General features: G+C 42.6%; 17 protein-coding genes. 12 read left to right on the top strand and 5 right to left on the bottom strand.

What is annotated here, in order from left to right; translation table 11 throughout:
* Positions 1 to 11 precede the first annotated feature (11 nt).
* Both CTY48_RS17565 and CTY48_RS17560 read left to right on the top strand, forming a co-directional pair.
* The gene (locus tag CTY48_RS17565; protein WP_099469748.1) at positions 12 to 1,490 is read left to right on the top strand and encodes a sugar ABC transporter ATP-binding protein; all 1,479 of its coding nucleotides are present in this window, start codon (positions 12 to 14) and stop codon (positions 1,488 to 1,490) included.
* Between the two features lie 12 nt (positions 1,491 to 1,502).
* Positions 1,503 to 2,453 (top strand): ABC transporter permease, encoded by a 951-nt coding sequence (locus tag CTY48_RS17560; RefSeq protein WP_099469747.1) that lies wholly within the window; start codon positions 1,503 to 1,505, stop codon positions 2,451 to 2,453.
* 93 nt (positions 2,454 to 2,546) lie between these two features.
* Here CTY48_RS17560 and CTY48_RS17555 read toward each other — a convergent pair whose 3' ends face one another.
* The 4 genes from CTY48_RS17555 to CTY48_RS17540 form a co-directional block, all read right to left on the bottom strand.
* The gene (locus CTY48_RS17555) at positions 2,547 to 3,983 is read right to left on the bottom strand and encodes a PTS transporter subunit EIIC (RefSeq protein WP_099469746.1); all 1,437 of its coding nucleotides are present in this window, start codon (positions 3,981 to 3,983) and stop codon (positions 2,547 to 2,549) included.
* Between the two features lie 19 nt (positions 3,984 to 4,002).
* A complete protein-coding gene (locus CTY48_RS17550; RefSeq protein ID WP_099469745.1) occupies positions 4,003 to 6,303 on the bottom strand; it encodes a glycoside hydrolase family 95 protein in 2,301 nt (766 codons plus the stop codon).
* A 93-nt stretch (positions 6,304 to 6,396) separates the two neighbouring features.
* Positions 6,397 to 7,218, bottom strand: coding sequence for a MurR/RpiR family transcriptional regulator (locus CTY48_RS17545; RefSeq protein ID WP_099469744.1), 822 nt, complete (start codon positions 7,216 to 7,218; stop codon positions 6,397 to 6,399).
* A 43-nt stretch (positions 7,219 to 7,261) separates the two neighbouring features.
* Positions 7,262 to 7,834, bottom strand: a complete 573-nt coding sequence (locus CTY48_RS17540; RefSeq protein ID WP_180272774.1) for a TetR/AcrR family transcriptional regulator — start codon at positions 7,832 to 7,834, stop codon at positions 7,262 to 7,264.
* 124 nt (positions 7,835 to 7,958) lie between these two features.
* Between CTY48_RS17540 and CTY48_RS17535 the strand changes: the two genes are divergently transcribed.
* From CTY48_RS17535 to CTY48_RS17520, 4 genes are all read left to right on the top strand, one after another.
* Positions 7,959 to 8,660, top strand: coding sequence for an ABC transporter ATP-binding protein (locus tag CTY48_RS17535; protein ID WP_099469742.1), 702 nt, complete (start codon positions 7,959 to 7,961; stop codon positions 8,658 to 8,660).
* A gap of 9 nt (positions 8,661 to 8,669) precedes the next feature.
* Complete coding sequence (locus tag CTY48_RS17530) at positions 8,670 to 12,122, top strand: ABC transporter permease (RefSeq protein ID WP_099469741.1); 3,453 nt, start codon at positions 8,670 to 8,672, stop codon at positions 12,120 to 12,122.
* Positions 12,123 to 12,138: 16 nt separating this feature from the next.
* Positions 12,139 to 13,029, top strand: coding sequence for an AraC family transcriptional regulator (locus CTY48_RS17525; RefSeq protein WP_180272773.1), 891 nt, complete (start codon positions 12,139 to 12,141; stop codon positions 13,027 to 13,029).
* 83 nt (positions 13,030 to 13,112) lie between these two features.
* Complete coding sequence (locus tag CTY48_RS17520; RefSeq protein ID WP_099469739.1) at positions 13,113 to 15,764, top strand: alpha-L-rhamnosidase; 2,652 nt, start codon at positions 13,113 to 13,115, stop codon at positions 15,762 to 15,764.
* Between the two features lie 125 nt (positions 15,765 to 15,889).
* On the opposite strand, the gene CTY48_RS17515 is transcribed toward CTY48_RS17520, so the two are convergent.
* Positions 15,890 to 16,642, bottom strand: a complete 753-nt coding sequence (locus tag CTY48_RS17515) for a MurR/RpiR family transcriptional regulator (protein ID WP_099469738.1) — start codon at positions 16,640 to 16,642, stop codon at positions 15,890 to 15,892.
* 254 nt (positions 16,643 to 16,896) lie between these two features.
* Between CTY48_RS17515 and CTY48_RS17510 the strand changes: the two genes are divergently transcribed.
* From CTY48_RS17510 to CTY48_RS17490, 6 genes are all read left to right on the top strand, one after another.
* Positions 16,897 to 18,348 (top strand): PTS transporter subunit EIIC, encoded by a 1,452-nt coding sequence (locus CTY48_RS17510; protein ID WP_099469737.1) that lies wholly within the window; start codon positions 16,897 to 16,899, stop codon positions 18,346 to 18,348.
* Between the two features lie 29 nt (positions 18,349 to 18,377).
* Entirely contained in the window at positions 18,378 to 19,874 is a 1,497-nt protein-coding gene (locus tag CTY48_RS17505; protein WP_180272772.1) for a subtype B tannase, read from the top strand.
* Positions 19,875 to 20,097: 223 nt separating this feature from the next.
* Entirely contained in the window at positions 20,098 to 21,840 is a 1,743-nt protein-coding gene (locus tag CTY48_RS17500; RefSeq protein WP_099469736.1) for a GGDEF domain-containing protein, read from the top strand.
* 185 nt (positions 21,841 to 22,025) lie between these two features.
* On the top strand, positions 22,026 to 22,994 hold the full coding sequence (locus CTY48_RS17495; protein ID WP_236355015.1) for an alpha/beta hydrolase: 969 nt from the start codon (positions 22,026 to 22,028) through the stop codon (positions 22,992 to 22,994).
* Positions 22,995 to 23,074: 80 nt separating this feature from the next.
* On the top strand, positions 23,075 to 23,218 hold the full coding sequence (locus CTY48_RS19765; protein ID WP_180272771.1) for a hypothetical protein: 144 nt from the start codon (positions 23,075 to 23,077) through the stop codon (positions 23,216 to 23,218).
* Between the two features lie 313 nt (positions 23,219 to 23,531).
* Positions 23,532 to 24,617: a GntR family transcriptional regulator gene (locus CTY48_RS17490; protein WP_099469734.1), complete on the top strand. Its 1,086-nt coding sequence runs from the start codon at positions 23,532 to 23,534 to the stop codon at positions 24,615 to 24,617.
* Positions 24,618 to 24,683 lie beyond the last annotated feature (66 nt).

Below are 24,683 nucleotides of genomic sequence, written 5' to 3'. Positions count from 1 at the left end.
GAGTTTTGAACATGAGCGATAATACAATATTGTCCTTAAAAAATGTGACAAAGCGTTATCCGGGAGTGGTAGCACTCGACAAGCTTTCCTTTGAGCTGAAGGAAGGGGAGGTACATGCCCTGATTGGTGAAAATGGTGCAGGCAAATCAACCCTGATCAAATGCTTAAGTGGTGCAATTACACCCGAGGAGGGAACAATAGAAATAGGAGGAAACGTGTACAACGAAATGTCTCCTAAACTGTCAAGAGAGTATGGAATTGAGGTTGTTTATCAGGAACTTAATCTGATTGATGGGTTGACTGTGGCTGAAAATGTGTGCTTTGGAACAGAATATGGAAGATTTGTAAATTTTAAATTATTGACCAGTAAAACAAAAGAGGTATTTGAGAATCTTCACATTAATATTGAACCTGACAAATTTGTTTTTCAGCTGTCCACCGCCCAGCAGCAGCTTGTCGAGATTGCGAAGGCAGTTTCAAAAGACGTCAGAATTTTAGTTCTGGATGAACCGACGGCACCGCTGACGACGAACGAGGTAGAAATTTTATTTGACCTGATACGGGAATTAAAAAAGAGAAAGGTTTCGGTTATTTACATATCACATAGAATGGACGAAATTTTTACTATTACAGACAGAGTTACCGTTATGCGAGACGGTCAGTATATTACAACTTTAAAAACGGAAGATACAAATAAGCAGGAACTGATTAAATATATGGTAGGCCGGGAATTGAAGGAAATCTACCCAAATAGAACAAAAAGAACAAACAAGCCGATGTTAGAGCTTGAAAAGGTGTGCGGAGGAAAGGATAGGGATATCACTCTGCATGTAAATGAAGGAGAAATTGTAGGGCTTGCAGGCCTGGTGGGAGCGGGAAGAACGGAGCTTGCCAGAATGATTTTTGGAGCGGATAAAATGGAATCGGGCACCATTAAAATAGAGGGAAAAGAGATTGTAATCAATTCGCCAAGAGATGCAATTCAAAATGGAATTGGACTTATCCCGGAGGATAGGAAAAGGCAGGGCTGTCTTTTGGACTTTGGGATTGATTGGAATATTGCCTTGACACATCTGCCGGAAATATCAAGACTTTTATTTGTTAACGACAAAAAGGTAGAGGAGCAGGGCGTGGAATATGTGGAAAAGCTAAAAATAAAAACCCCGTTTATCAACCAGTTGGTCCGCAATTTAAGCGGAGGGAATCAGCAGAAGGTCGTACTTGCGCGAACTCTTATTACAAATTCAAAGGTGATTATTTTTGATGAGCCGACAAGAGGAATCGATGTGGGGGCACGGGCAGAAATTTACAATCTGCTATCGGAGCTTGCAGATGAGGGAAAGGCAATTTTGATGATAAGCTCTGATATGGAGGAATTGCTGGGCATGTCGGACCGCATCTATGCTCTCTCAGAGGGAAGAATAAAAGGGGAAATCAGCAGGGAAGAGTTTTCCCAGGTGGAACTATTAAAACTGATGTCCATTGATTAGGAGGATATAAGAATGAAATCAGCTAGAAGGATTTTGGAAAAATATTATATATTAATTGTGTTACTCATGGTGTTAGTCTTTTTTTCCATTGCGGCACCAAGATTTTTTACCCTGTTGAATCTGACAAATATACTTGTGCAAAATTCCTATTTGATTATCGCGACAATTGGTATCGCTATGATTATGATAAGCAGTGGGGCAGACTTGTCTGTTTCCTATCAGATTGGTCTTGTGAGCGTTATACTTGGAAAGCTTTTGACACAGCTAAATGCACCGGTTTTTATCGCAGTGATTGTGGCACTGATAGCGGGAGGACTGCTTGGTTCCGTAAACGGTCTTTTTGCAGTAAAGCTAAAGGTTCATCCTATGGTTGCAACAATGGCGACGATGACAATTTATCAGGGTATCGCCTATGTTTCTTCCAACTCTGAAACCTATTTTAATTTTCCGACGCAGTTTAAGCTTATCGGACAGGGATATATAGGGATTGTACCGATTTGCGTTATACTTATGATTATCAGTGTTGGGATAGGCTATCTTATGTTAAACAAGACTTACTTTGGAAGATATATCTACGCACTTGGCGGAAATGAGGAGGCGGCGAGACTTGGAGGTATTAACACAAGTGCAGTCAGAATTATTGCATTTATCGTGGCGGGTATATTTGTAGCCATTGCCTCAGTTGTTCTGACCGCCAGAACCGGAAGCGCTAGCGCAGGAATCGCAGTAGATGCAATGTTCACCTGCTTTACCGCCTGCATACTCGGCGGCATATCCTTCAGCGGAGGAGGCGGAAATGTGCTGAACGTTGTGCTTGGTGTATTAATTTTGGGAATGCTCGCAAACGGAATGCAGATGATGGGTTTGTCAATTTACTCGCAGTATATTGCAAAAGGTGTTTTACTTGTTGCGGCGATTGCGTATGATAATTATCAGAAGGCGCAGAAGTTGAAGGAAGCGTAAAAAATAGATAAATGTCTATGAAAAGTCAAAAGCACTGCGCTGGTATTGTAATAGGATACCAGTGCAGTGTGTTTTTTAATCCCTAATTTTTATTTAAACTTTCTTCAAATCAGGTATACTATTCTTACCAATCGTAGCCATTAATAAGATAGAAACCACAAAGCTTACTACGCAGGCAATAATGGAAGCTGCTACGGAAGAATCGAAACCTGTATTCGGGTTAATAACCTGGAGCCATCCAAAGATTCCGTTTGTGCCGTAGAAGTACTGCTTTACTCCTCCCATACCAATAATTGCACCGCCTAAACCCGAAGCAATTGAGGCAAGGATAAATGACATTTTATTTTGCAGGGTCACGCCATAGATTGCCGGTTCTGTGATTCCAAGCATTGCAGAAAGAATTGCAGGTGCACATACACTCTTTATTTTCTGGTTTCTGGTCTTTAACAATATAACAAGCACAACGCCCGCCTGTCCAAAAGCAGAGCTTAAACCTGCAATTGTGACTGGATCATAGCCCATAGTGGAAAGGTTGTTGATGGAAATTGCCACAAACCCCCAATGAACTCCAAATACAACACAGAGTTGAATCAACGAGCCGTACAAAAATCCGCAGGCAACGGCACTGACGCTGTACAAGGCACTGATAGCCGCTCCAAGTAAATCACTGACAATGGATACAAACGGGCCGATAACCAAGAATCCAGCAACGAGGCTGAAAGTAAGTGTTAAAGCCGGTACCGCAAACATTTTAAACATATCATTGATACGTTTGTTAAAAAACTTTTCAAGCTTAGAAGCCAGATAACAGATTACAACAACAGGGAATACTGTACTGGTATAGCTTTTTAAAATAACAGGTATTCCAAGAAAAGTAATGTAAACCGGTGACTCAAGGATAGTGCCGGAAAATAGGGTATATAGTGGTTCCCCGGCGAGAATGGTTGTTATGCTCGGATATACCAGCGCACAGCCGATTGCCAAACCAATAAAGGGAGTACCGCCAAATTTTTTCATTGCAGTGTATCCCAAAAGGATAGGCATAAAGGTAAAAAATCCATCACCAATCATATACAATATCTGGTATGTTCCGGAAGTTGAGGCAAGAATGCCGGTGGCTGTCAGCAGCGCAAGAACACCTTTAATAACACCAGAACCAACCATAATACCCAATATTGGGGTAAAAATTCCGGAAATTAAATCAAACAGACTGCTTTTTACTTTTTTCTCCTTCATACCGGCTTTCATTTCAGACGCGTCAATCAAATTGGAATCCTGTTCCTCCAACCCAAGAAAAGAAATCAGTTCCTTATAGACCTCACCAACCTTTTGACCGACTACGACTTGGTATTGACCGCCTGCCTTAATCACAGACAGTACCCCTTCAATATTTTTGATTGCATCATCATTTGCCTTTCCCTCATCTTTTAAATGAAAGCGAAGTCTGGTAACACAGTGATAGACGCTTGTAATATTTTCGGCACCCCCAACACCGGCTATAACTTCTTGAATCATTTTTTCATATTTCATTTCAGATTCCTCCTTCTCCTTATTCCCAATAAAATGCCTCGTTTTTCTTTAAGGCTATGTAATGTGAAACATTTGCTTCACCTACAATCGTTACATCTAAATCTCTTTCAGCTTTTAAATCCCATTTTGTGATTGTTCCATTTGACCAGTAAAGATTAAGTATTCCTCCGCATTTTGTTCGAATTCCAAGCAACTTTCCGGTTTTTAATTGCTTTGGCAATGACGGTAAGAGATAAATCTGCTTCCCGTAGTCTTGTACAAGCATTTCAAGTAAACCGCAGGCACCCCCAAAATTACCGTCAATCTGAAATGGCGGGTGGTTATCAAAAAGGTTATCGAGCGTTGCATTCTTCAGAAGCTCTTCCAGATGATACCATGCGTCCTCACTTTTATGCAGTCTTGCAAAAAACAGAATAATCCATGCTCTGCTCCAGCCTGTATGACCACCGCCGTTTTCGAGTCTTCTTCTAAGCGTAAGCTCTGCGGCTTTGGCAAGTTCGGGTGTCTGGTCTGCCCGAATTTGTTCTCCCGGATAGAGTGCAAAGAGTTGGGAAATATGTCGGTGCCCAATCTCTGCCTCCTCATAATCCTTCTGCCATTCCTGTATCTGTCCATACTTTCCGATTTTAATTCCCGGCATACCATCCAGCCGTTCCTTTACTTCCTGGCTGATATCGTTCTCGCCGCCAATTTCATCCGTTATTTTGAGATATCCGGTAAAAAGCTGATGCAGAATTTCCAAATCCATAACAGGTCCGTTACACAGATTGCTGTATTCTCCATTCTCACTCACATATGTGTTTTCCGGTGAGCAGGAAGGACCGGTAACCCAGTTACCCTCATCATTTTGAAACATATAATCAAGGAAAAATAATACACTATCCTTTAATACCGGGTAATATCTTTGAATAAATAGCGGGTCTTTTGTATATTGGTAATGCTCCACAATGTGCAGGCACAACCATGCGGCTCCCAACGGCCAGATTGTGGCGGCAATGTTGCTGTCCTGCGGAGCGCAGTCACCCCATATATCTGTGTTGTGATGACAGCAAAAGCCTCTTGCACCATACATTTTGTCTGCTACCTGTTTACCGTTTTTTTGCATTTGCTTCAGATGTTCAAACAACGGCATATGCAATTCGGGCAGGCCCCATTTTTCTGCAAGCCAGTAGTTCATCTGAATATTGATATTAATTGTATAGCGAGAGCCCCACATAGGCGCAAAATCCTCGTTCCAGATTCCTTGCAGTGTTGCCGGTAGACTGTGCTCTCTGCTTGAACTGATAAGCAAATATTTTGCATAATTGTAATAGGTATTTACCAGACCGATATCGGTATATCCTTCGCGCATTCGCTGTAATCGTTCGGGTGTGCTTTGACTTTCCAGCTTCTCATCCCCTTCAAGTAGCAGCATGCTTTGCTTATAATACTTTTGGTAGTCGTTTATATGCCTTTGGCGCAGAGCAGTGTATTCCTGAATTGCGGCCTCTTTTAAGGTTTGCAGGCACCATTCTCTTGGGGATGTGCTTCGATAAGTGGTTCTTGCCGTGATATAGAGTGTTGCACTGTCTGCATTTTCCACGACAATACGTCCACCCATTCGGTACTGCCGTCCTCCGGTTGAAGCTATCATGACCATTAACTCAAACCCAATTCCATTTTCGCCTCCCTGCTGACCATATAATCGTATTATTTCATTATCCAGAACTTCTACGCCGTCGCAGTAAGATACACTTCTGCCTCCACGGTTGTCTTTTCTGGTCAGAGCTGTTTCGAAATTCAATGTTTTTGCCGTTTTTGCATTTAACTTGTATACGATTACCTTATCCGGGTTAGATGCAAAAAATTCACGCTCGTACATTCTTTCTTCGTACCGATATTGAATTGTGCCAACAGATTGTTCAATGTCTAAGCTTCGCTTGTAGTCTTTGACTGTTTTTGGTACCCAAGCCTGGTACATCAGTCCGTTTTCCAATTGAGTCAGTGCTTTTTTTCCCTTTTCCTTGGGAAAATGTAACCAAATATCACCAAGCGATTGATAGTGACGCATGTGAGGATAAGCTCCAAACATGCTTTGTTCTGCAAGTCTTTCTGCTTCACCTGTTTTCTCAGCCATAAGCAAATCTCTGATTTTGGAAAAATAGTCTCGTGCATCCGGATTAGTCCGCTCAATAAAACCACCGGACCAAACGGAATCTTCATTTATCTGTATTCTTTCTGTCCCGACGCCTCCAAAGACCATCGCGCCCATAAAACCATTGCCGACAGGAAGTGCTTCATTCCAGTTTTTTGCCTCTTTATGCATGCAGATTTTATTCATTTGCCATTCTCCTTTCCGTGTTGCTAAACCGATTATAGCAAAAAAAAAAGAGCTTTCGAAAAGTTCGCAATTTAGAAACTCTTCAAAGACTCTTTAAATTTTTTTGTCTTGTGGAAAGCCATATTTCTGCTGGTATTTAACGGCAATCATCTCAATCAGAAGCTGATACAGAATAGGGTGGTTCTGTACATTTGTGGAATGCTCATAATAAATCAGGCTATCTACCCAACTGTTTTGTCTCATTTCTTTATTGGACGTAATCAGGACTACTTTTCCTTTTGACTGGTTAAAACAATCTTTTTGAGGCATTCCGTCCTGCATGGCATGTACGTTGATATACCTTCCGGAATTTGAAAAAATAATAAGCAGTGTATCCTCGTCGGCATTTCGAATATACTCCGTTTGCTTTTGGTCATTTAGTGTCGTATAGATAAACTTTTGATAAAATGCCATTTTGTACTGAAGATTTAAGCAGATTGTCTCCGAATAAACTTCTCCAAACGCTGCTACCTTTTTATAATGATAAATATCATCTACCAATTGTTCAATGGGTTGTTTGTCTATTGTTTGAAAGAGATGATTGATATCATAATCTAAAATTTTGCGGTAATAGTCAACACTATGTGCCAATATACAGTCTGTAATATTACTTGTATTTTGATTTTTTATATAGACAGCTTTCTCGTGTTCACGCACAGCTTCAAGCTTAAAGTCAATATAATCATCAAATCCGAGTTTACGGACAAATTTGGAAATGGTAGATTTTGATACGCTGCAAAGCTTTGCCATTTCACCGATTGAGAAAGAATTAATGCTTCCGATACTCTCCATCATAACACCAGCTATATGGTATTCGATACTATCTATGGTTGTTTCATTGATGGTCGTTACCAGACGATTATACAATAAAGGCATATACATCCACCCCGCGATTTTTTCTCAATTATAATACATCATATCAACGTCTGCAAGAAGAATTCAAATACACATTCGCACTAAGCAGCAGCGTCTCTGTCAATTTCGTCAGACTGTCGATCGACTCATCAAATCCACATACCAGCCAATGCTCCAGGATGGCAACCATACCGCCTGCAATAAAGCGGATGGCATAAGGCTCCAGACCTGTTTGTATATCATTGTTTGCCTGCAATAAATACATGCGGATGGAGTCTGCATATTCAATATATTTCTGATTCAGCAAATAAAACAGACCGTCTCGGTGAAGATAGGTCAAAAGCTGCTTTTCACTCGCCCAGAATTCATAATAGTGAGTGAATATCTCAAATGTGGCGGCGGCTGAAATTTCATTTTTCTGCTGAAATTCCCCAAAAAGCTCGTCCAATACATAATGTAAAACGTCTTCCTTTGATTCGAAATTGCGGTAAAATGTTTTTCGAACGAGATTGGCTTCCTGACAGATTTGGGTGATTGTAATTTCACTAAAACTGTAATTTTCCAGCAGACGGATAAGAGAATCGGCAATCCACCTCTGAGATTTTATTGCGATAGCGCTTGTCTGTTTTTTATACATGTGACACAAATACTCCTTTTTGTGTAAGTTAACAAGAGAATCTTGTTTTTTACTTAGTAGTATACTATTATTTTGTATATGACACAAGTGGGACATTAGGTATTGGAAAGGAATGCAGTTATTTATGAGCTATGTGAAAATTGTAGACGAACATAGAAGATATAAGATGGGTGAAAGTACGATTATCGCCAACAAGGGTATCAGCTTTGAGATTGAACAAGGCGAGTTTGCCGTGATTTTGGGACCGAGCGGTGCCGGAAAATCAACGGTTTTAAATATTTTAGGAGGAATGGATTCCCCGGATGAGGGGCAGGTATTTGTGGACGGAGTTGACATTGCGACTTTCCCGCCCAAAAAGCTGACGAAATACCGCAGGGAGGATGTGGGTTTTGTATTCCAGTTTTACAATCTGGTTCCGAACCTGACAGCGAAGGAAAATGTGGAGCTTGCAACTCAGGTATCCCCGAACGCACTGAACGTAGATGAGGTGCTGGATCAGGTTGGTTTGAGCGATAGAAAACTGAATTTTCCTGCACAGTTATCCGGCGGTGAGCAGCAGAGAGTCGCGATTGCAAGGGCGCTTGCGAAAAACCCGAAATTACTGCTCTGCGATGAGCCGACGGGTGCACTCGACTATGAGACGGGAAAGCAGATTTTAAAGCTGTTGCAGGATACATGCAAAAATACGGGAACCACGGTTATTGTAATCACGCATAATTCAGCGATTGCACCTATGGCAAACCGTGTGATTCACATTCATAACGCAAAGGTTCGAAGCATTGAGACAAATGAGAAGCCTATGCCGGTAGATGAAATTGAGTGGTAGGAGATAGGTATGGGAAAGAAAAAAGCACTAAAAAAACTTATCTTGCAGGAGATTCTGACCTCAAAGGCAAGATTTATTTCAATTATGCTGCTGATTTTGCTAGGCGTTTCGTTTTTCTCAGGACTGAATTCATCAGGACCGGATATGCTGAAGACGGCAGCACTCTATTTTGATAATCAAAATCTTATGGATATTCATGTGGTGTCCACGATGGGACTTGAGGACGAGGACATCGATATACTGTGGCAGCAGGAGGACATTGACCAGATAAATGTAGGTTACAGCCAGGATGTTATCACTCAGAAGGAAGATAAATTGTTTAAAATTTATTCTTATGACAAGGCGGATACGATAAATCAATTTGAAATCATATCCGGGCGTCTGCCTGAAAACAGCGGTGAAATTGCTTTAATAGCAGGAGCCAGAACGCAGAATCTGTATGTGATTGGCGATACGGTGACGTTTGTTCCTGACAGTGAGGATACGGATTTGTCTGAGCAGTTTCACAAAACAGAGTATACGATTGTCGGATTTGTAAAAAGCCCGATGTACGTTTCGGATAAGCAGCTTGGAAGCAGCACGATTGGGAAAGGCACTTTGGACGGCTACGGTGTTATCAGCAAGGCGGATTTTAACATTTCCGTCTATACCGATGCGTATATGACCTTTAAGAGCTTGCGAGGACTGTATCCTTACAGCGATACATATAAGGATAAGATAAGCGCCTATGCGGACACGATAGAGGCTGCTTTTGATGAGCGGGCGGTTACACGTCTTGCGGATATCAAGGTGGAGGCACAGGAGGAAATCGATGACGCGAAGCAGGAAATAGCAGACGGAAAGCAGGAGCTTGCCGATGCAGAGGAAGAGCTTGCCGATGCGAAGGAGCAGATTGAGGACGGAAAGGTTAAGCTTGCAGACGCAGAAGAGCAGCTTCTTGATGCAAAGCAAGAGCTTACGGACGGTGAGAAGGAGTACGAGGATAACAAGGCACTTTTTGATGAGCAGATTGCAGACGGAAAAAAGCAGCTTGATATAGGAGGAAATCAGCTCGCGGACGGACAAAACACGATAGATGAGAGCCGAAAGCAGATAGAGGATGGCAAGAAACAGATAAAAGAGGGCTTGAAGCAGATAGAGGAGAAAGAGACCGAGCTAAAGACACAAAAGTCCCAGATGGAGGAGTTTTTGGCTCAAATAGAGCAAGTCATTCAGGTTCCGGCGGCATATATCCCCGCAGAGCAGCAAAGTGCTTTGATACAGGCAGGTTCTGGGATTGACCTTGGAAACGGGCAGACCTTCGGCGACTTGCTGGCGGGTTATTTTGCAGGAGTAGTCAGTGGAGATACACTTGTCTCCACGTTAAACGGTATTATTGCTCAGATAGACAACGGACTTGCGACGATTTCAGATACGAAGCAGGAGCTTGTCAAAAAGCAGGAGGAGCTAGAGGCAGCTTCTAAGCAGCTTGCCGATGCGCAGGAGCAGATAAATACCGGTCAGGATACAATTATTGTAAAAAATCAAGAGTTTGAGGATGCGAAAGCGGACGGTGAACAGCAGCTTGCCGACGCAAAGCAGCAGATAGAGGACGGATGGACTGAGTACAACGACGGTGTAAAAGAGCTTGAGGAGAAGAAGCAGGAACTTGCTGACGCAGAGCAGGAATATGAGGATGGTCTTGCCGAGTACAATGAGGAAAAGGCAGATGCCCTGCAGGATATCGCAGATGCAGAAGAAGAGATAGCGGATGCAGAAAAAGAGCTTGCGGATTTAAAGGTGCCTTCCTATTATGCATTTTCGAGGGAAGACAACGCAGGCTACAGCGAATATAAGGATAACGGAGAGAGATTAGCTTCCATCGCCATTGTATTTCCGGCATTTTTCTTTGCAATAGCGGCATTGGTCAGCCTTACGACCGTGACGCGTATGATTGAGGAGCAGAGAGTCCAGATTGGAACATTAAAGGCACAAGGCTATACGGATGCAGAAATTTCTATCAAGTACTATGTTTATGCTCTCGGCGCAAGCGGTGTGGGAACTGCGCTTGGATTGATCGCCGGATTTTACGGAGTTCCGAGAATTATTATCACCGCGTACAGTTCCATGTATGATTTTCCGAATGCACAGTATGTGTGGTATTGGTGGTCGGCATTGACATCCTTTGGAATTGCAGTATTCTGCACGGGAATTTCCGTATGGGCGGTGCTTCGTCAGGAGTTAAAGGGAACACCTGCCATCCTGATGCGCCCCAAATCTCCGAAGGTGGGAAAACGAATTTTCTTAGAGCGGGTTACCCCGATTTGGAACCGACTGAACTTTGTTCAAAAAGTAACGATGAGAAACTTATTCCGCTACAAACAGCGTATGATTATGACTGTGTTTGGAATTGCGGGTTGTATGGGACTCATGATGACAGGCTTTGGCGTTAATGATTCGGTATCCGACTTGGCTGATTTACAGTTTAAGACGCTTATGCACTATCAGGGAATGGTGGTGTTTGACGAGGACGCAGCGCAGGAAGATAAAACTAAGGCAGAGGAAGCCATTGCGGGTGCCGAGGGAATTGACGACCTTATAATGGTGAAGCAGGAGCAGTTTGACGTAAAGCAGACGGGAGTAAATCCACAGCAGGCAGTTTTGATTGTTCCGAAGGAGCCGGAGCGTTTTTCGGACTATGTTCTTCTAAGAGAAGAGGGAAGCGATACCGGCTATGATATCCCTGATGAGGGAGCTGTTATCACCGCGAAGCTTGCGGATTTGTTCGGTGTGCGGGAGGGAGACACTCTCACAGTCACCGATTCAGACAATCAGGAATTTGAGATTCCGGTTACGAAAATTGCGGAAAACTACGCAGGGCATTATATTTATATGACGGCAGAGACGTATGAAAAATGTTTTGGCAGTGAGGAGACTGTTTACAACGCTGCATTGCTTCGTTACGAGCAGGATAAGACGTGGGAGGAGAATTTGTCCTCCGTCATGAATGAGTATGCGGGAATCAAGGCGATTGCGTTTAACTCTTCAACGATTGAGCTGTTTGACGACTCAATGGGAAGCTTAAACACGGTAGTTGTTGTAATCATCATAGCGGCGGCGATACTTGCCTTTGTCGTACTCTATAACCTGACGAATATCAACGTGTCCGAGCGTATCAGAGAGCTTTCAACAATTAAGGTATTAGGCTTCTACGACAATGAAGTCACCATGTATATTTACCGGGAGAATGTGATTTTATCCCTGTTTGGTATTTTTTTTGGAAGCTTTCTCGGAAAATTCCTTCACTGGTTTGTGCTTGACACGGCTTCGATGGATAACATGACGTTTGGTACTTACTTGCATGTGCACAGCTATGTCTATGCGGGCTTGCTGACACTGCTGTTCTCTTCGATGGTTATGTGGGTGATGCACAATAAGTTAAAGCATGTGGATATGATAGAGGCGCTTAAGTCGAATGAGTAAGGAGAAATCCGGAAACATGGAAAAGAAACAGTTTGAAGTACTGCGCAGCAAGCAGTTTATGGAGGCGGGAGAGAATATTACAGTATTTATCCCGCCGAGAGGATTTGCCGGTGCAAAGATGCACCGGCATAATTATATTGAATTAAACTACGTTTCCAGCGGAAGATTTCGCCAAATAATTGAGGGGAATGAGATTATCAGTGAAATGGGCGATGTGTGTATCATGGATACCATGGCGGCGCATGCCGTGCAGGATATGACAGGTGACGGTGTCTTGGTAAATATCCTTATGGAGCCTGAGTTTTTTGACACGTCCTTCTTAAACCGCTTATCCAATCAGGGAGGTGTCGCGACATTTCTGGTGGAAGCCGTGCTTCGAAACCGCAAGGAGGAGCATTATATTTATTTTCCCTCCCATCAGAATAAAAGGGTCAGCACGGTGATGGAAGCCATTTTATTTGAGTTTTCTGAAAAAAATGTGGGCTATCTTGAGGTGTGGAACAGCTACATGGTGATTTTGTTTACGGAGCTTTTGAGAACGGTGAAAAAAGAGGCAGAGAAAACAGAGACGCCGGAGCGGGCCAATATATTAAAGCTTTTGTCCTACATTGAGAAAAATTACAAGAGCTGTACGTTGTCTGATACCGCGAAGGAATTCAATTTAAGCCCCAACTATTTAACGACGCTGTTAAAGCGCCATACCGGAAAAAGTTTCTTAGACCATATTCAGCAGCAGAAAATGAAGCAGGCAAAGTACTATTTAGACAATACTGACTTATCTGTATCAGAGATAGCAAGGCTTTGCGGCTACGCAAACTTAAATTTTTTCTACAAGCTGTTTGAAAAAGAGGAAGGTATGACACCTGCCTCTTACCGAAAACTGAATAAGCGTAAGAATGGTCAGTAATAGCGAAAAAACCGACATTGTCTGCCTCCGTTTTTTATGATAGTTTTAACATAGAAAACAGAGAAGGAAATGGAGGTTTTTTTATGTTGCAAATAAAAGCTGTAAAGATAAACTATGAGATGAATCCGGTTGGAATTGAAGAAGTGCCGCAATTTAGCTGGGTATTGGAAAGTACAGAGAGAAATGTAAAGCAAAGCGCTTACCATTTGCAGATTGCACTTGATAAAGGCTTTGAAGAGACTGTATTTGACAGCGGAAAAACAGACAGTAACAAGTCGGTCCATATTACACCAAATAAATTGCAAATAAAAAGTGCAACAAAATATTATGCGCGGGTAAAAGTATGGGCAAACAAGGAGGAAAGCGATTGGAGTGCAGTTGCCTATTTTGTAACCGGACTAAGAAAGAAGGACTGGCAGGCAAAGTTTGTCTCGGCAAAAATGCAGGAAGAAAAGGAAAACTCCAAGGGAACGTATGTGAGAAGCACTTTTTGCGTAAAGGGAAAAATAAAGGAAGCCTTTGCTTTTACGACGGCACTTGGGATTTACGAGTTTTATCTAAATGGCAGGAAAGTAGGAGAAGATTTGCTGACACCCGGCTGGACTTCTTACAACCGTCATTTGCTGTATCAGACTTATGATGTGAGGGATTGCCTTAAGGACGGAGAAAACGGCATCGGAGCAAGCCTCGGCGCAGGATGGTATAAGGGAGTGATGGGTTTTGAACACAGGAGAAACCACTACGGAGAGCGGACAGCCTTTTTGTGCCAGATTGTCATTCGCTACGAGGATGGAAGTGAGGAGACAATTTGCACAGACGAAAACTGGGTGGGACATGACTCCCCGGTAGAATTTGCGGAAATTTATGACGGAGAAATTTACAATGCAGGAAAAGAAATTTCCGGATGGGCAGAGTCAGGAGAAATGGACACCTCTTGGAAATGCGTTTCGGAAGTGGAATATGATAAGAAGTATTTAAGGGCACAGAGTGGCTGTCGGGTACAAAGAAAAGAATGTCTAAAGGCAAAGGAGCTTCTTGTGACGCCGGGCGGAGATACCGTTATAGACTTTGGGCAAAATATGAGCGGTCTCATTCAAGTGACGGCATATGGGAAGCAGGGGGATATAATCGAGCTGCAATGCTTTGAAACTCTGGATAAGGACGGCAATGTCTATCTGGATAATCTAAGAGGAGCCAAGGAGACCTTGCGATACACGTTCGGAAGAGAGGGAAAGATTACCTACTCTCCATCGTTTACCTTTATGGGCTTTCGCTATGCTAAGGTAGTTTCATTTCCCGGAGAGCCGACGCTCAAAAGTTTTGCGGCACACGCAATTCACTCCAATATGGAGGAGACAGGAACCTTTGAGTGTTCCAATCAGGATATCAATCAGCTCTGGCATAACATACGCTGGGGAATGAAGAGCAATTTTGTGGACGTGCCGACGGATTGCCCGCAGCGGGATGAGCGGCTTGGATGGACGGGAGATGCACAGATTTTTGCCAGAACTGCGACTTATCTGATGAACACATATTCATTTTTTAGAAAATGGTTGAATGATTTGGCGGCAGACCAGCTGCCGGGAGGCGGAGTGCCCCATGTCATTCCCGATATTTTGACAAAGCGGGGAGAGGAAGAGCTGCTTGCAGATCAGAAAACCCACTCAGCGGCAGCATGGGCGGATGCAGCGGTAATTGTGCCTTGGAATTTGTATTTGTGCTTTGGGGATAAACAGATTTTAGCGGAGCAGTATGAGAGCATGAAGGGCTGGATTGACTTTATGAAAAATCGTGCGGAGGACTATATTTGGAACTATGGACTTCAATTCGGTGACTGGGTTGCGCTGGACGCCGAGGAGGGAAGTTATTTCGGTGCGACGCCGAATGATTTGACCTGTACGGCATATTTCGCTTATTCCACAGACCTGTTTGTAAAGGCCTCGAGGGTTCTTGGAAAAGAGGAAGAAGCAAGGCAATACGGTGAGCTATACAATTGCATTGTAGATAAGTTTCAGCGTACCTTTTTTGACAGTGACGGAAGGATGACGGCACAGACGCAGACAGCGCATATTATTGCACTGTACTTTAAGCTCGTTCCACAACAGTACCGTAAGCAGACGGTTGAAAAGCTAAAAGAGCTTTTGGCAAAAGAAGACGGACATCTGGTGACAGGATTTGTGGGAACACCGTATTTTTGCCATGCACTCAGCGAAAACGGAGCTTTAGAGGAGGCGTATGAGCTTTTGCTAAAGGACGATTTTCCGTCATGGCTGTATCAGGTGAAGCAGGGTGCGACGACCATTTGGGAGCACTGGGACGGCATAAAGCCGGACGGAAGTATGTGGAGCCCTGATATGAATTCCTTCAACCACTACGCCTACGGTGCGATAGGTGAATGGCTGTACCGGGTTGTGGCGGGAATTGAGATTGATGAGGCGATGCCGGGTTATGAGCACAGCATAATTCATCCGCATTTTGGAGGCGGATTGGAATTTGTGCAGGCTTCCTGTGAGACGGTTTACGGTAAGCTGTCGGTCAGATGGGAGGAAACGGAGGAAGCAAGAAAAGTATTTCTCCATATACCGGCAAATACGACGGCTACAATCAGGCTTGATGGAAAGCAAATTTTGGAGAGTGATGGGTTGAAGTTTGAGCTTGAGAAGGATTCCCAAATTTGGGAGGCAGAAGCCGGATCAGGAGATTATGTTGTGGTATTAACAAAATTGGAATTCTAAAAAAAACAGGTGCATTTTTACAAAAAATGCACCTGTCTTTTTATGTCAATATATAAATGGTTTGTACCAAAGGAAACAGAGGAACATGTCATTGAGCTGATACGAAAAAAATTAAATTGTGGAGTTTATAATTCCGGCAATTTGGTTTCCTTTGAAATATAAGATGTCAAAAGCTCAACAAATATATTAAAAAGAATGGGGGAGACGGAACTGGTTTCAGGGTCAATGGATACAAAGGGCAGAAACACGTTTTTGTCGACCATGTGCGAATAGGCGTGATTCGGATTTGCTGTGACCAGCATTATTTTAGCTTTTGTGTTGATAATTGGCTCTATATTGGTGTCTCGTGCATGGACGGAAAAGACAATCAGCAGGTCTTTTTTATCTAGGTAACCGGAAAGATCCTCCATAGAATCATTTGGTGTTGAGTGGATAAAAATATAATTCTTTCGCATAAGCTGCTCCAATAATATGGCCGGAGCAAAGCTCTTTCCTGTTCCGGTCGCAAATATATTTTGAAACTTAAGTACATACTTGGCAATGGAGCGCATGTAAGAGTCTGTGAGTACCTTTTCTGTTTCGCCAAGCAGTTGATACATATTGTTGAAATAGGCAAGATGACTGGTGCCTTTCGCTTTTATGTCTTCTTGGTGTGCCAAAGAAGCAGTAACGGCAGAACGAAATTCCTGATAACGGGAATAGCCGAGACTTTTAACAAAACGGGAAAGCGCCGGTTGCGATACGCCGCAGGTTTGAGCCATGACGCTGGAGGATTTATATATAATCTGTTCAGGATTTTTTGTAATAGTTTTATAGATTAGCTGATCGTTTTTGGTAAAGCTATTTTTATGTAGCTCCATAAGCTGAAATGGATTCATGTGGCACCTCTTTCTGAAGTAATATGCTTTTGTATTATTATAGCACGTATTAAAGTTATTCAAAATAGTTGTTTGAGTAAATATTTTATTTATTATGATTTGAATTTTGGTTAGGAACAATAGACAAATTTTATTTGCAATGTTTGTGAAAAATAGATATTTACTTATTTGATAAAATAATGAATAATATATTCATGCAATAAGAATAAAACATTCATTCTAAAGCGGCAATGCAAAGCAAGGAGGACATTAGTATGGCAAAGAACTATGATAAGCTATCGGAGACGATAGTCAAAAGTGTTGGAGGGACAGAGAATATCTCTGCACTAACACATTGTGTTACGCGTTTGCGCTTTACGCTGGTAGATGAGAGTAAAGCAGACACAAAGACATTGGAGCAAACGGAGGGGATACTGAAAATCATTCAGGCAGGTGGGCAATATCAGGTTGTAATTGGAAATGAAGTAGGTGACGTTTTTGATGCCATTTGTGCCAAATACAATCTTGGACCTTCTGACAGTAATCAGGATACGGACAGTGCCCAAGGCGAAAAAAAGGGTGTGATTAACAACCTGATGAATATTATTTCCGGTATTCTGGCGCCTACGCTTGGGGTATTGGCTGCGGCAGGTATAGTAAAGGGTCTTGTTTCCCTTGGACCTACACTTGGATGGTTTACAACAGAAAGTGGATTTTACATGGTGCTGTATGCACTTAGTGATGGATTTTTCTACTTCCTGCCGATTCTTTTAGGTTTTACATCTGCAAGGAAATTTAAGAGTAACGAATTTGTGGGTGCGGCAATCGGTTGTGCGTTGGTTTATCCGGGCATGGTTAATATTGCTACCACATTGAATATTGCCGGAACAATTTTTGCGGGAACTGCGTTTGAAATGAATTATTATAATACTTTCTTAGGCATTCCGATTGTTATGCCGGGAACCGGATATACATCCAGCGTTGTTCCGATTATTTTGGCTGTTTATGTAGCATCTAGAATTGAAAAGTTATGTAAAAAGAGTATTCCGGTTGCAGTTCGCGGCGTTTTAACACCTCTATTTTCGCTGGTTTGCGCAGTTGTGCTTACTTATATTGTTATCGGACCTGTTTCCATGGCAATTTGCGGAGTAATTGCTAATTTTGTGACATTCCTTTATCATATTCCTGTTGTAGGCGGTGTTGTGGCAGGTGCATTGATTGGCGGAGGATTTGGTATTTTAGTTATGTTCGGCCTTCATTGGGTAATCATTTCCCTCGGACTTTCTACAATTGCAATCAACGGATTTGATTATATGTTGGCATGCGGCAGCATTGGACCTATGATTGGTATGTTTCAGGGTATTGCACTTTGCATTGCCTCCCGCAAAAACAGAAAAGTACGTGACCTTGCAATTCCGGCAACCATTTCACAGGTTTGCGGCATTGGTGAGCCTTTGATGTACTCTGTCATGATACCGCTCAAGAAGCCGCTGGTTTTAAACATTGTAGGTGGTGCAATCGGCGGAGCTATTTTAGGACTTCTTCAGACAAAAATCTTTATGTTTGGCGGAAGCGGATTGTTTTCATTCCCGAACTTTGTTAATCCGGCAACAGGCAGTATTTCAGACATGATTAAATATGTGATAGCAGTTCTGATTGCAGGCGTGTTTACATTTGTAACGCAGCTCATTATTTACAAAGATAAAGATGCTGAGATTTTAGGCTAATTCAAACTAATTTAAGGATAGACGAATTTATGAAAGATATACTTATTTTTAACTCACGAAACTATAAAGTGGATACTTGCAGCATGGATAACCGTAGTGTTATATTTCGAGCGTTCAGGGACATTTCTTACTGCGCGATGCCGGTTGATTCCATACAAAAAATGAATTTGTTTGTACCTGAGGCGTATTATCAGGGAAAGACAATCAATGGATATTCGCTGCATACGGCACCGATTTTTATGCCAAATACGGTTGGCGGTTATATGCCGGGACCTGCGGATGAACCGGGGAAAGATTTTCTTGGAAGAACAAACTCTATTTTTCGGGCATTGCAGCATGGATATGTTGTCGCCAGTGCGGGTGTTCGCGGAAGGACATCGGGTGTAAGCAGTACTGAGTTTTTTGTGGGAAGCAAGACTGGGGATATCAGCAGCAAAAGTGGAAAGATGGTAGGGAAAGCGCCTGCTTTGATTGTGGACATGAAGGCGGCAATCCGTTTTCTCCGCCATAACAGAGAGCTGATTCCCGGCAATACCGACCACATTATTACGAACGGTACAAGTGCCGGTGGTGCTCTGTCTGCAATAACCGGAGCGTCGGGAAACAGTGCGGACTATGAGCCTTATCTGAAAGCAATCGGTGCGGCAGAGGAAAAGGATGATATATTTGCAGCAAGCTGCTATTGTCCAATCCACAATCTTGAAAATGCAGATATAGCTTATGAATGGCTGTTTTGCGGATATCATGATTATCATCGCATTAAGCATGTCAGAACGGAAGGCAACGTAAAGAATGTGGCAATTGACGGTATGCTTACCGAAAAGCAGATAGAGATTTCGAAGGAGTTGAAAAAGCTGTTTCCTGCGTATCTAAACAGCTTATATCTAAAGGATAAAAAAGGCAGAGAACTGTCTTTGGATGTTGATGGAGAAGGCACCTTTAAGGAATATATCAAAAATCTTGTGATTGCTTCTGCACAGAAGGAGCTGGATACGCGCAATACGCAGGAATTCTTGAGTGATTTTGCGGCTGTCCAAAGTATAATGGATGAACAGGAGTATCTGACGGTTAAAGATAAAAAAGTGGTGGATTTAAATTGGGACGGATTTATTAAAAAAATTACCCGTATGAAAGAGGTTCCCTCATTTGATGCGCTGGACTTAAAAAGTCCTGAAAATGAAGAATTTGGGACGGAGAAAATTACGGCAAAGCATTTTACCGCATATTCGAAGGAACACAGTGAGGTGAATGGTGCAATGGCGGATGAGAAAATCATTCGCATGCTCAATCCCACCCAATATATCGGTAAGGCAGATACAGCAAAGTATTGGAGAATACGTCATGGTGTATTTGACAGAGATACTTCGCTGGCAATACCGGCAATCCTGGCATTGATTCTTGACAATCATAACAATCAAGTTGATTTTGAACTGCCGTGGGGAGTTTTCCACAGCGGTGATTATGATATAGCTGAATTGTTTGCTTGGATTGATAGGATTTGTGCGGAAGATGAAGGCAGAATATAAGATAGTTTAGGGATAGAACAGGACGGCGACATTTGTTGCGGTCCTGTTCTTATGAAAGTTTACTTTTATTTTACTTTAAATTGATGAATAAGTTTACACAGCACATATATTATTGAGAGTAATACAAAATATATATGGTTGAGGGCATGATGGAGGCGAACAAACGCTGACCATGCAAGAGGGGCTGACTAGACCAGAAAAAATTATGAGGAGAAAGATACATATGAATCCTACAAGTACACTATTTGAGATTATCGGCGGCGAGCATATTCGGTCGGTTTACCAGCCCATTGTTTCATTTCGGGACGGTGCTATTTGGGGGTATGAGGCCCTAAGCCGCATAACCCTTTCTGATTGCTGTCTGAACATTGAGCAGCTTTTTGAACTGGCAACAAAAACGAGGAAACTATGGGAATTGGAAAAACTTTGCCGTATACAGGCACTGAAAGGTGCCCGTACAAAACCTGCTGGAATGAGGCTTTTCCTCAATGTGGACCCCAATACTGTCTATGATCCTGAATTCATCGCTGGATTTACCCGTGAAAAACTTTCAAAGCTAAAACTAAATCCAAACGACATTATTTTTGAAATTACAGAAAAGAATGCTGTCAGCTCACTTTCTGTTTTTACAGAGGCCATCGACCACTATCAGCAGCAGGGGTTTCAAATTGCCATCGACGATTTTGGCTCCGGTTACTCGGGGCTTGCCCGGGCTTGTGTCTTTTCACCCAACTACTTGAAAATTGATATGTCCATTGTTCAGGGGGTCGATATGGATAGAAGGAAGCGGTCCGTTATTATGGGAATCGTGAACTTCTGCCGGGAAGCAGGGATTCAGATTATTGCGAAAGGAATTGAGACCCGGCAGGAATTGTCTACCCTCATTGACCTTGGTGTGGATTATGGTCAGGGCTTTTTTCTGGCACGGCCCGATGAGGAGTTTCAAACTCTTGGTGAGGAGGTGGAACTTCTGCTTCAGCAGCTTTGGCAGGAAAAACAGGCTCCTGCCTCCTTGCCGTTAGGGGGTGATACCGTTGGATTGATCTGCCAGCGAAAGCCGCCAATCTCCCCAAAGGAGCAGGCTCTTCCTATATATGAAAGAATGAAAGCTGATTCCTCACTTACGGAACTTTGCGTGGTGGATAGTGAAAACCATATTCATGGCATTCTTACCCGCAGCCATCTGCTGGGTAGCTTCAGCGGACAGTTTGGGTATAACCTTTCTTTACGCCGAACTGTGGGTGAGCTGCTAGGGCAGGATTTCATAGCAGTAGATCATTGCGCTACTGTGGATGAGGTGGCAGCCTTAGCCATGGAGCGGGATTTTTCCAGTGTCTACGACGCTATCGTCGTGGTAAATCAGGGGCGGTATTTGGGCGTGGTTACCGTTCGGGATTTGCTGCTTGCTGCCATCAGTATACGGGAAAGAAACGCCGCAGATGCCAGCCCTCTCACAGGTCTGCCCGGCAACAATGCCATCCAGCGCACCATCGGTGCAGTGATTCATGAGACGGAGCCCTACGCTGTTGTCTATCTGGATTTGGACAATTTCAAAGCCTACAATGATGCTTATGGTTTTGAATACGGTGACTGCATGCTCAAGGCTCTGGCTCAGGCGATGAGGCTTTGCTGTTCTGAGAAGGATTTCATGGGCCATATCGGTGGGGATGACTTTGTAATCATCACCCGGGACATGGAACGTTTACCAAAGCTGTGTGACAATATTATTCATACGTTTGCCGGGCAGATTAAGTCCCTCTACTCCCCTTCCGATTGGGAACGGGGATATATTGTTTCCAAGGACCGCAATGGTTTTTTAGAAAATTTCCCTATTGCAACTTTGTCTATTGCCGCTGTTACGAACTGTGCCGGCAACTTTGCTGAGACTGGGGTTCTTTCCCAGGCAATTGCCAAAACGAAAAAGCAGTGTAAGCAGCAAAAAGGCAACTCAGTAATTATTGCATAAGGCATTTTGCTATAACAAACTATTTATACGCACCTCGCAGAGTATTTTTTACTGGAATTATGGAATAACTCAACATTGTTTAACATAAAACTACTAAATTGTATAAAATTTATATAAAATAGGAAGTGCTTTATGCGAACTTATGTTACACTAATATCATGAATGACAGTAAGAGGTGCATTTTGATGAAAAATATTTTTGTGCTTATGTTTAGCAGATGGAATTTATCAATACCATTTTTAGGAAAAATAATAAATAACGGAATTTGCGTAATGAATCAGGTGTATAGCCTTATAACGGGCAAGTCAATTATGGCATCCAAGATGAAAACGCAGGCAAAGACGTACAAGTTTGGACGATGGAGAGTGCCAAAGGGATACACAAATACGGAAATTATACTGAAAAAGGCAAAGGGTTACCTATTAAAAAAGGAGAATACCAGCCATAAAAAAATCGTTTATCAGCTTCACGGCGGCGGATATGTCGAGACATTTAAGGATACTTATAACGAGATGGCGCTTCGGTATTCAAAGAGCTATGATAATGCCGATGTTTTTTCGCTGAATTATAGAACGGCTCCGGATCATCTTTATCCAAGTGCCTTGGAGGATGCGCTAGATGGTTATGAATGGCTGCTGAAAAACGGTTACAGTGCAAAAGATATAGTTGTCTGCGGGGATTCAGCGGGAGGAGGGCTTGCACTCGCCTTGACGCTTTATCTGCGGGATCATGAAAAACAGCTTCCGAAACTGTTGATCTTATCGTCTCCATGGGCAGATTTTCTGGCAAGCGGAGAATCCTATTCCACGAAAATCAAAAAAGATGCTTTTTTTGGCTCGGCAAGCACAAAAAGGGCGCCAAAGTATCCGGTTCCTATCATCTATGCAGGGGATTATGATTTAACGCTGCCATATATTTCTCCCGCCTACGGCGATTACAGGGGTATGCCGCCTATGCTGATTCAGACCGGCTCTGATGAGCTTCTTTTGAGTGACAGCGTAGCGATTGTCCGGAAGGCAAAAGAGGCAGGTGTTGAGGTGCGCTTTATAAAATATTGGGGAATGTACCATACTTTTTATATTATTACCCCGTATATCAAAGAGGGGTGTGATGCTTGGAATGAGATTAAGAGGTTTATTAAAATGCATGAATAAAAATGAGGAGAAGATAAGTATAGAAACAAGAAAAACTGCAAATCTTATTTTAGAAAGAAATGAGCAGAAAGGAATCTAAAATGAAGAAAAAGCAGGAAAAGAAAGCGGAGCAAAAAGAGCAGGATTGCTTTAAGTCCGTTACCGACAAGGTGAAGCCGGAAAATCAGAATCAGCAGCACAATGTAAGAGAAGAGGGAATTCACCCTGTGAATCAGAAGCGTTAGCAAGGAACAAGGTTGTGTATCAGTTTATAAATTGATACACAATCTTTTTTGTATTTATGCGTGCCTCCTGGAGTAAAATTAATTTGTCCCAATTCATCAAAAAACTAAAACAATACAACTTGACAATAAAAACAATACAACTTGAAGAAAAATTCATACAAATTGTATTGACAAGTTGCTGCTGTACATTGTATATTATTTATATAAATGTAAATAATAAATATTCGCAATTATAATTATTACATAAAAACAGAAAAATAAGAAAGCAGAAACAGCATACTTGGTTATACAAGTGATTTTGGGGAGGAAGAACATGACACAACAGCCCAAATATAGGAGAATCGTTGATTGGGTAAAGTCTCAGGTGGAGAGTGGGGCAATCAATCCGGGTGAAAAGCTCAATTCGGAAAATGAGCTGGCGGAAATGTTCCAGATGAGCCGCCAGACCGTGAGACACGCCATCAGCGAACTGGAAAAGGAAAAAATAATCGAGCGGCGCCAGGGAAGCGGTACTTATATCAGCAATGTATTTAAGAGAAGGACCGAGAACACCATGAATATAGCGGTTGTTACCACCTACGTGGACGACTATATTTTTCCAAGCATTATAAAGGGAATGGAGGAGGTTATCTCCGATGCCGGCTACACACTTCAAATCGCCTTTACACACAACAGTGTGGAGAAGGAGTACAGTGTGATTAAAAATATTCTGGACAGGAATATGGCGGATGGCATCATTGTAGAGCCGACAAAGAGCGGTATCCCAAATCCAAACGTGGAGCTTTATAACGAGATTATACAGCGCGATATCCCGACCATATTTTTTAACAGCAATTATCCGCAGATTAACCTGCCCTATGTGGTGCTTGACGACAGGGCAACCGGTTATAAGGCAGCAAAATATTTAATTGAAGCAGGGCATACAAGAATTGCAGGAATTTTTAAGTCGGACGACAGACAGGGACATTTGAGGTATGCCGGTTATGTACAGGCGCTTGCTGATGCAGGGCTTCGGCTTTACGACGAAAATGTGCTCTGGATTGACACGGAGGATTTAAGGAATTTATCCTACGAGTCAAAGCGAGTACTGAAGAGATTAAGGGAAACCACCGCTTGTGTCTGCTACAATGATTTGGCAGCGCAGGAAATCGTCAAGATATGCGGTAAGAATGATATTCGAATACCGGAGGATTTATCCATCGTCAGTGTCGATAATTCCGAGATAGCCGCTAACTGCAAGGTACCTCTGACCTCCGTATCACATCCAAAGACGGAGCTTGGCAAAAAAGTGGCATCAAACCTGATTAAAATGATAGAGGGTGAGCTTGCAGATGCAACCTATGAATTTTTACCGGAGCTAACCGAGAGGAAATCCGTTAAGAAGATAGATGAAGTGTAACAAAAAACAGAAAAAATGGCGGGGCAAAGTTACCGCCTCAATAAGCGGGAGAGAAAATTCCGCACA

Source organism: Konateibacter massiliensis, assembly GCF_900184995.1.
GTDB lineage: Bacteria > Bacillota > Clostridia > Lachnospirales > Lachnospiraceae > Lachnotalea > Lachnotalea massiliensis.
Note: the sequence above shows the minus strand (reverse complement) of the source record. Positions and strands in the feature narration are given on the sequence as shown.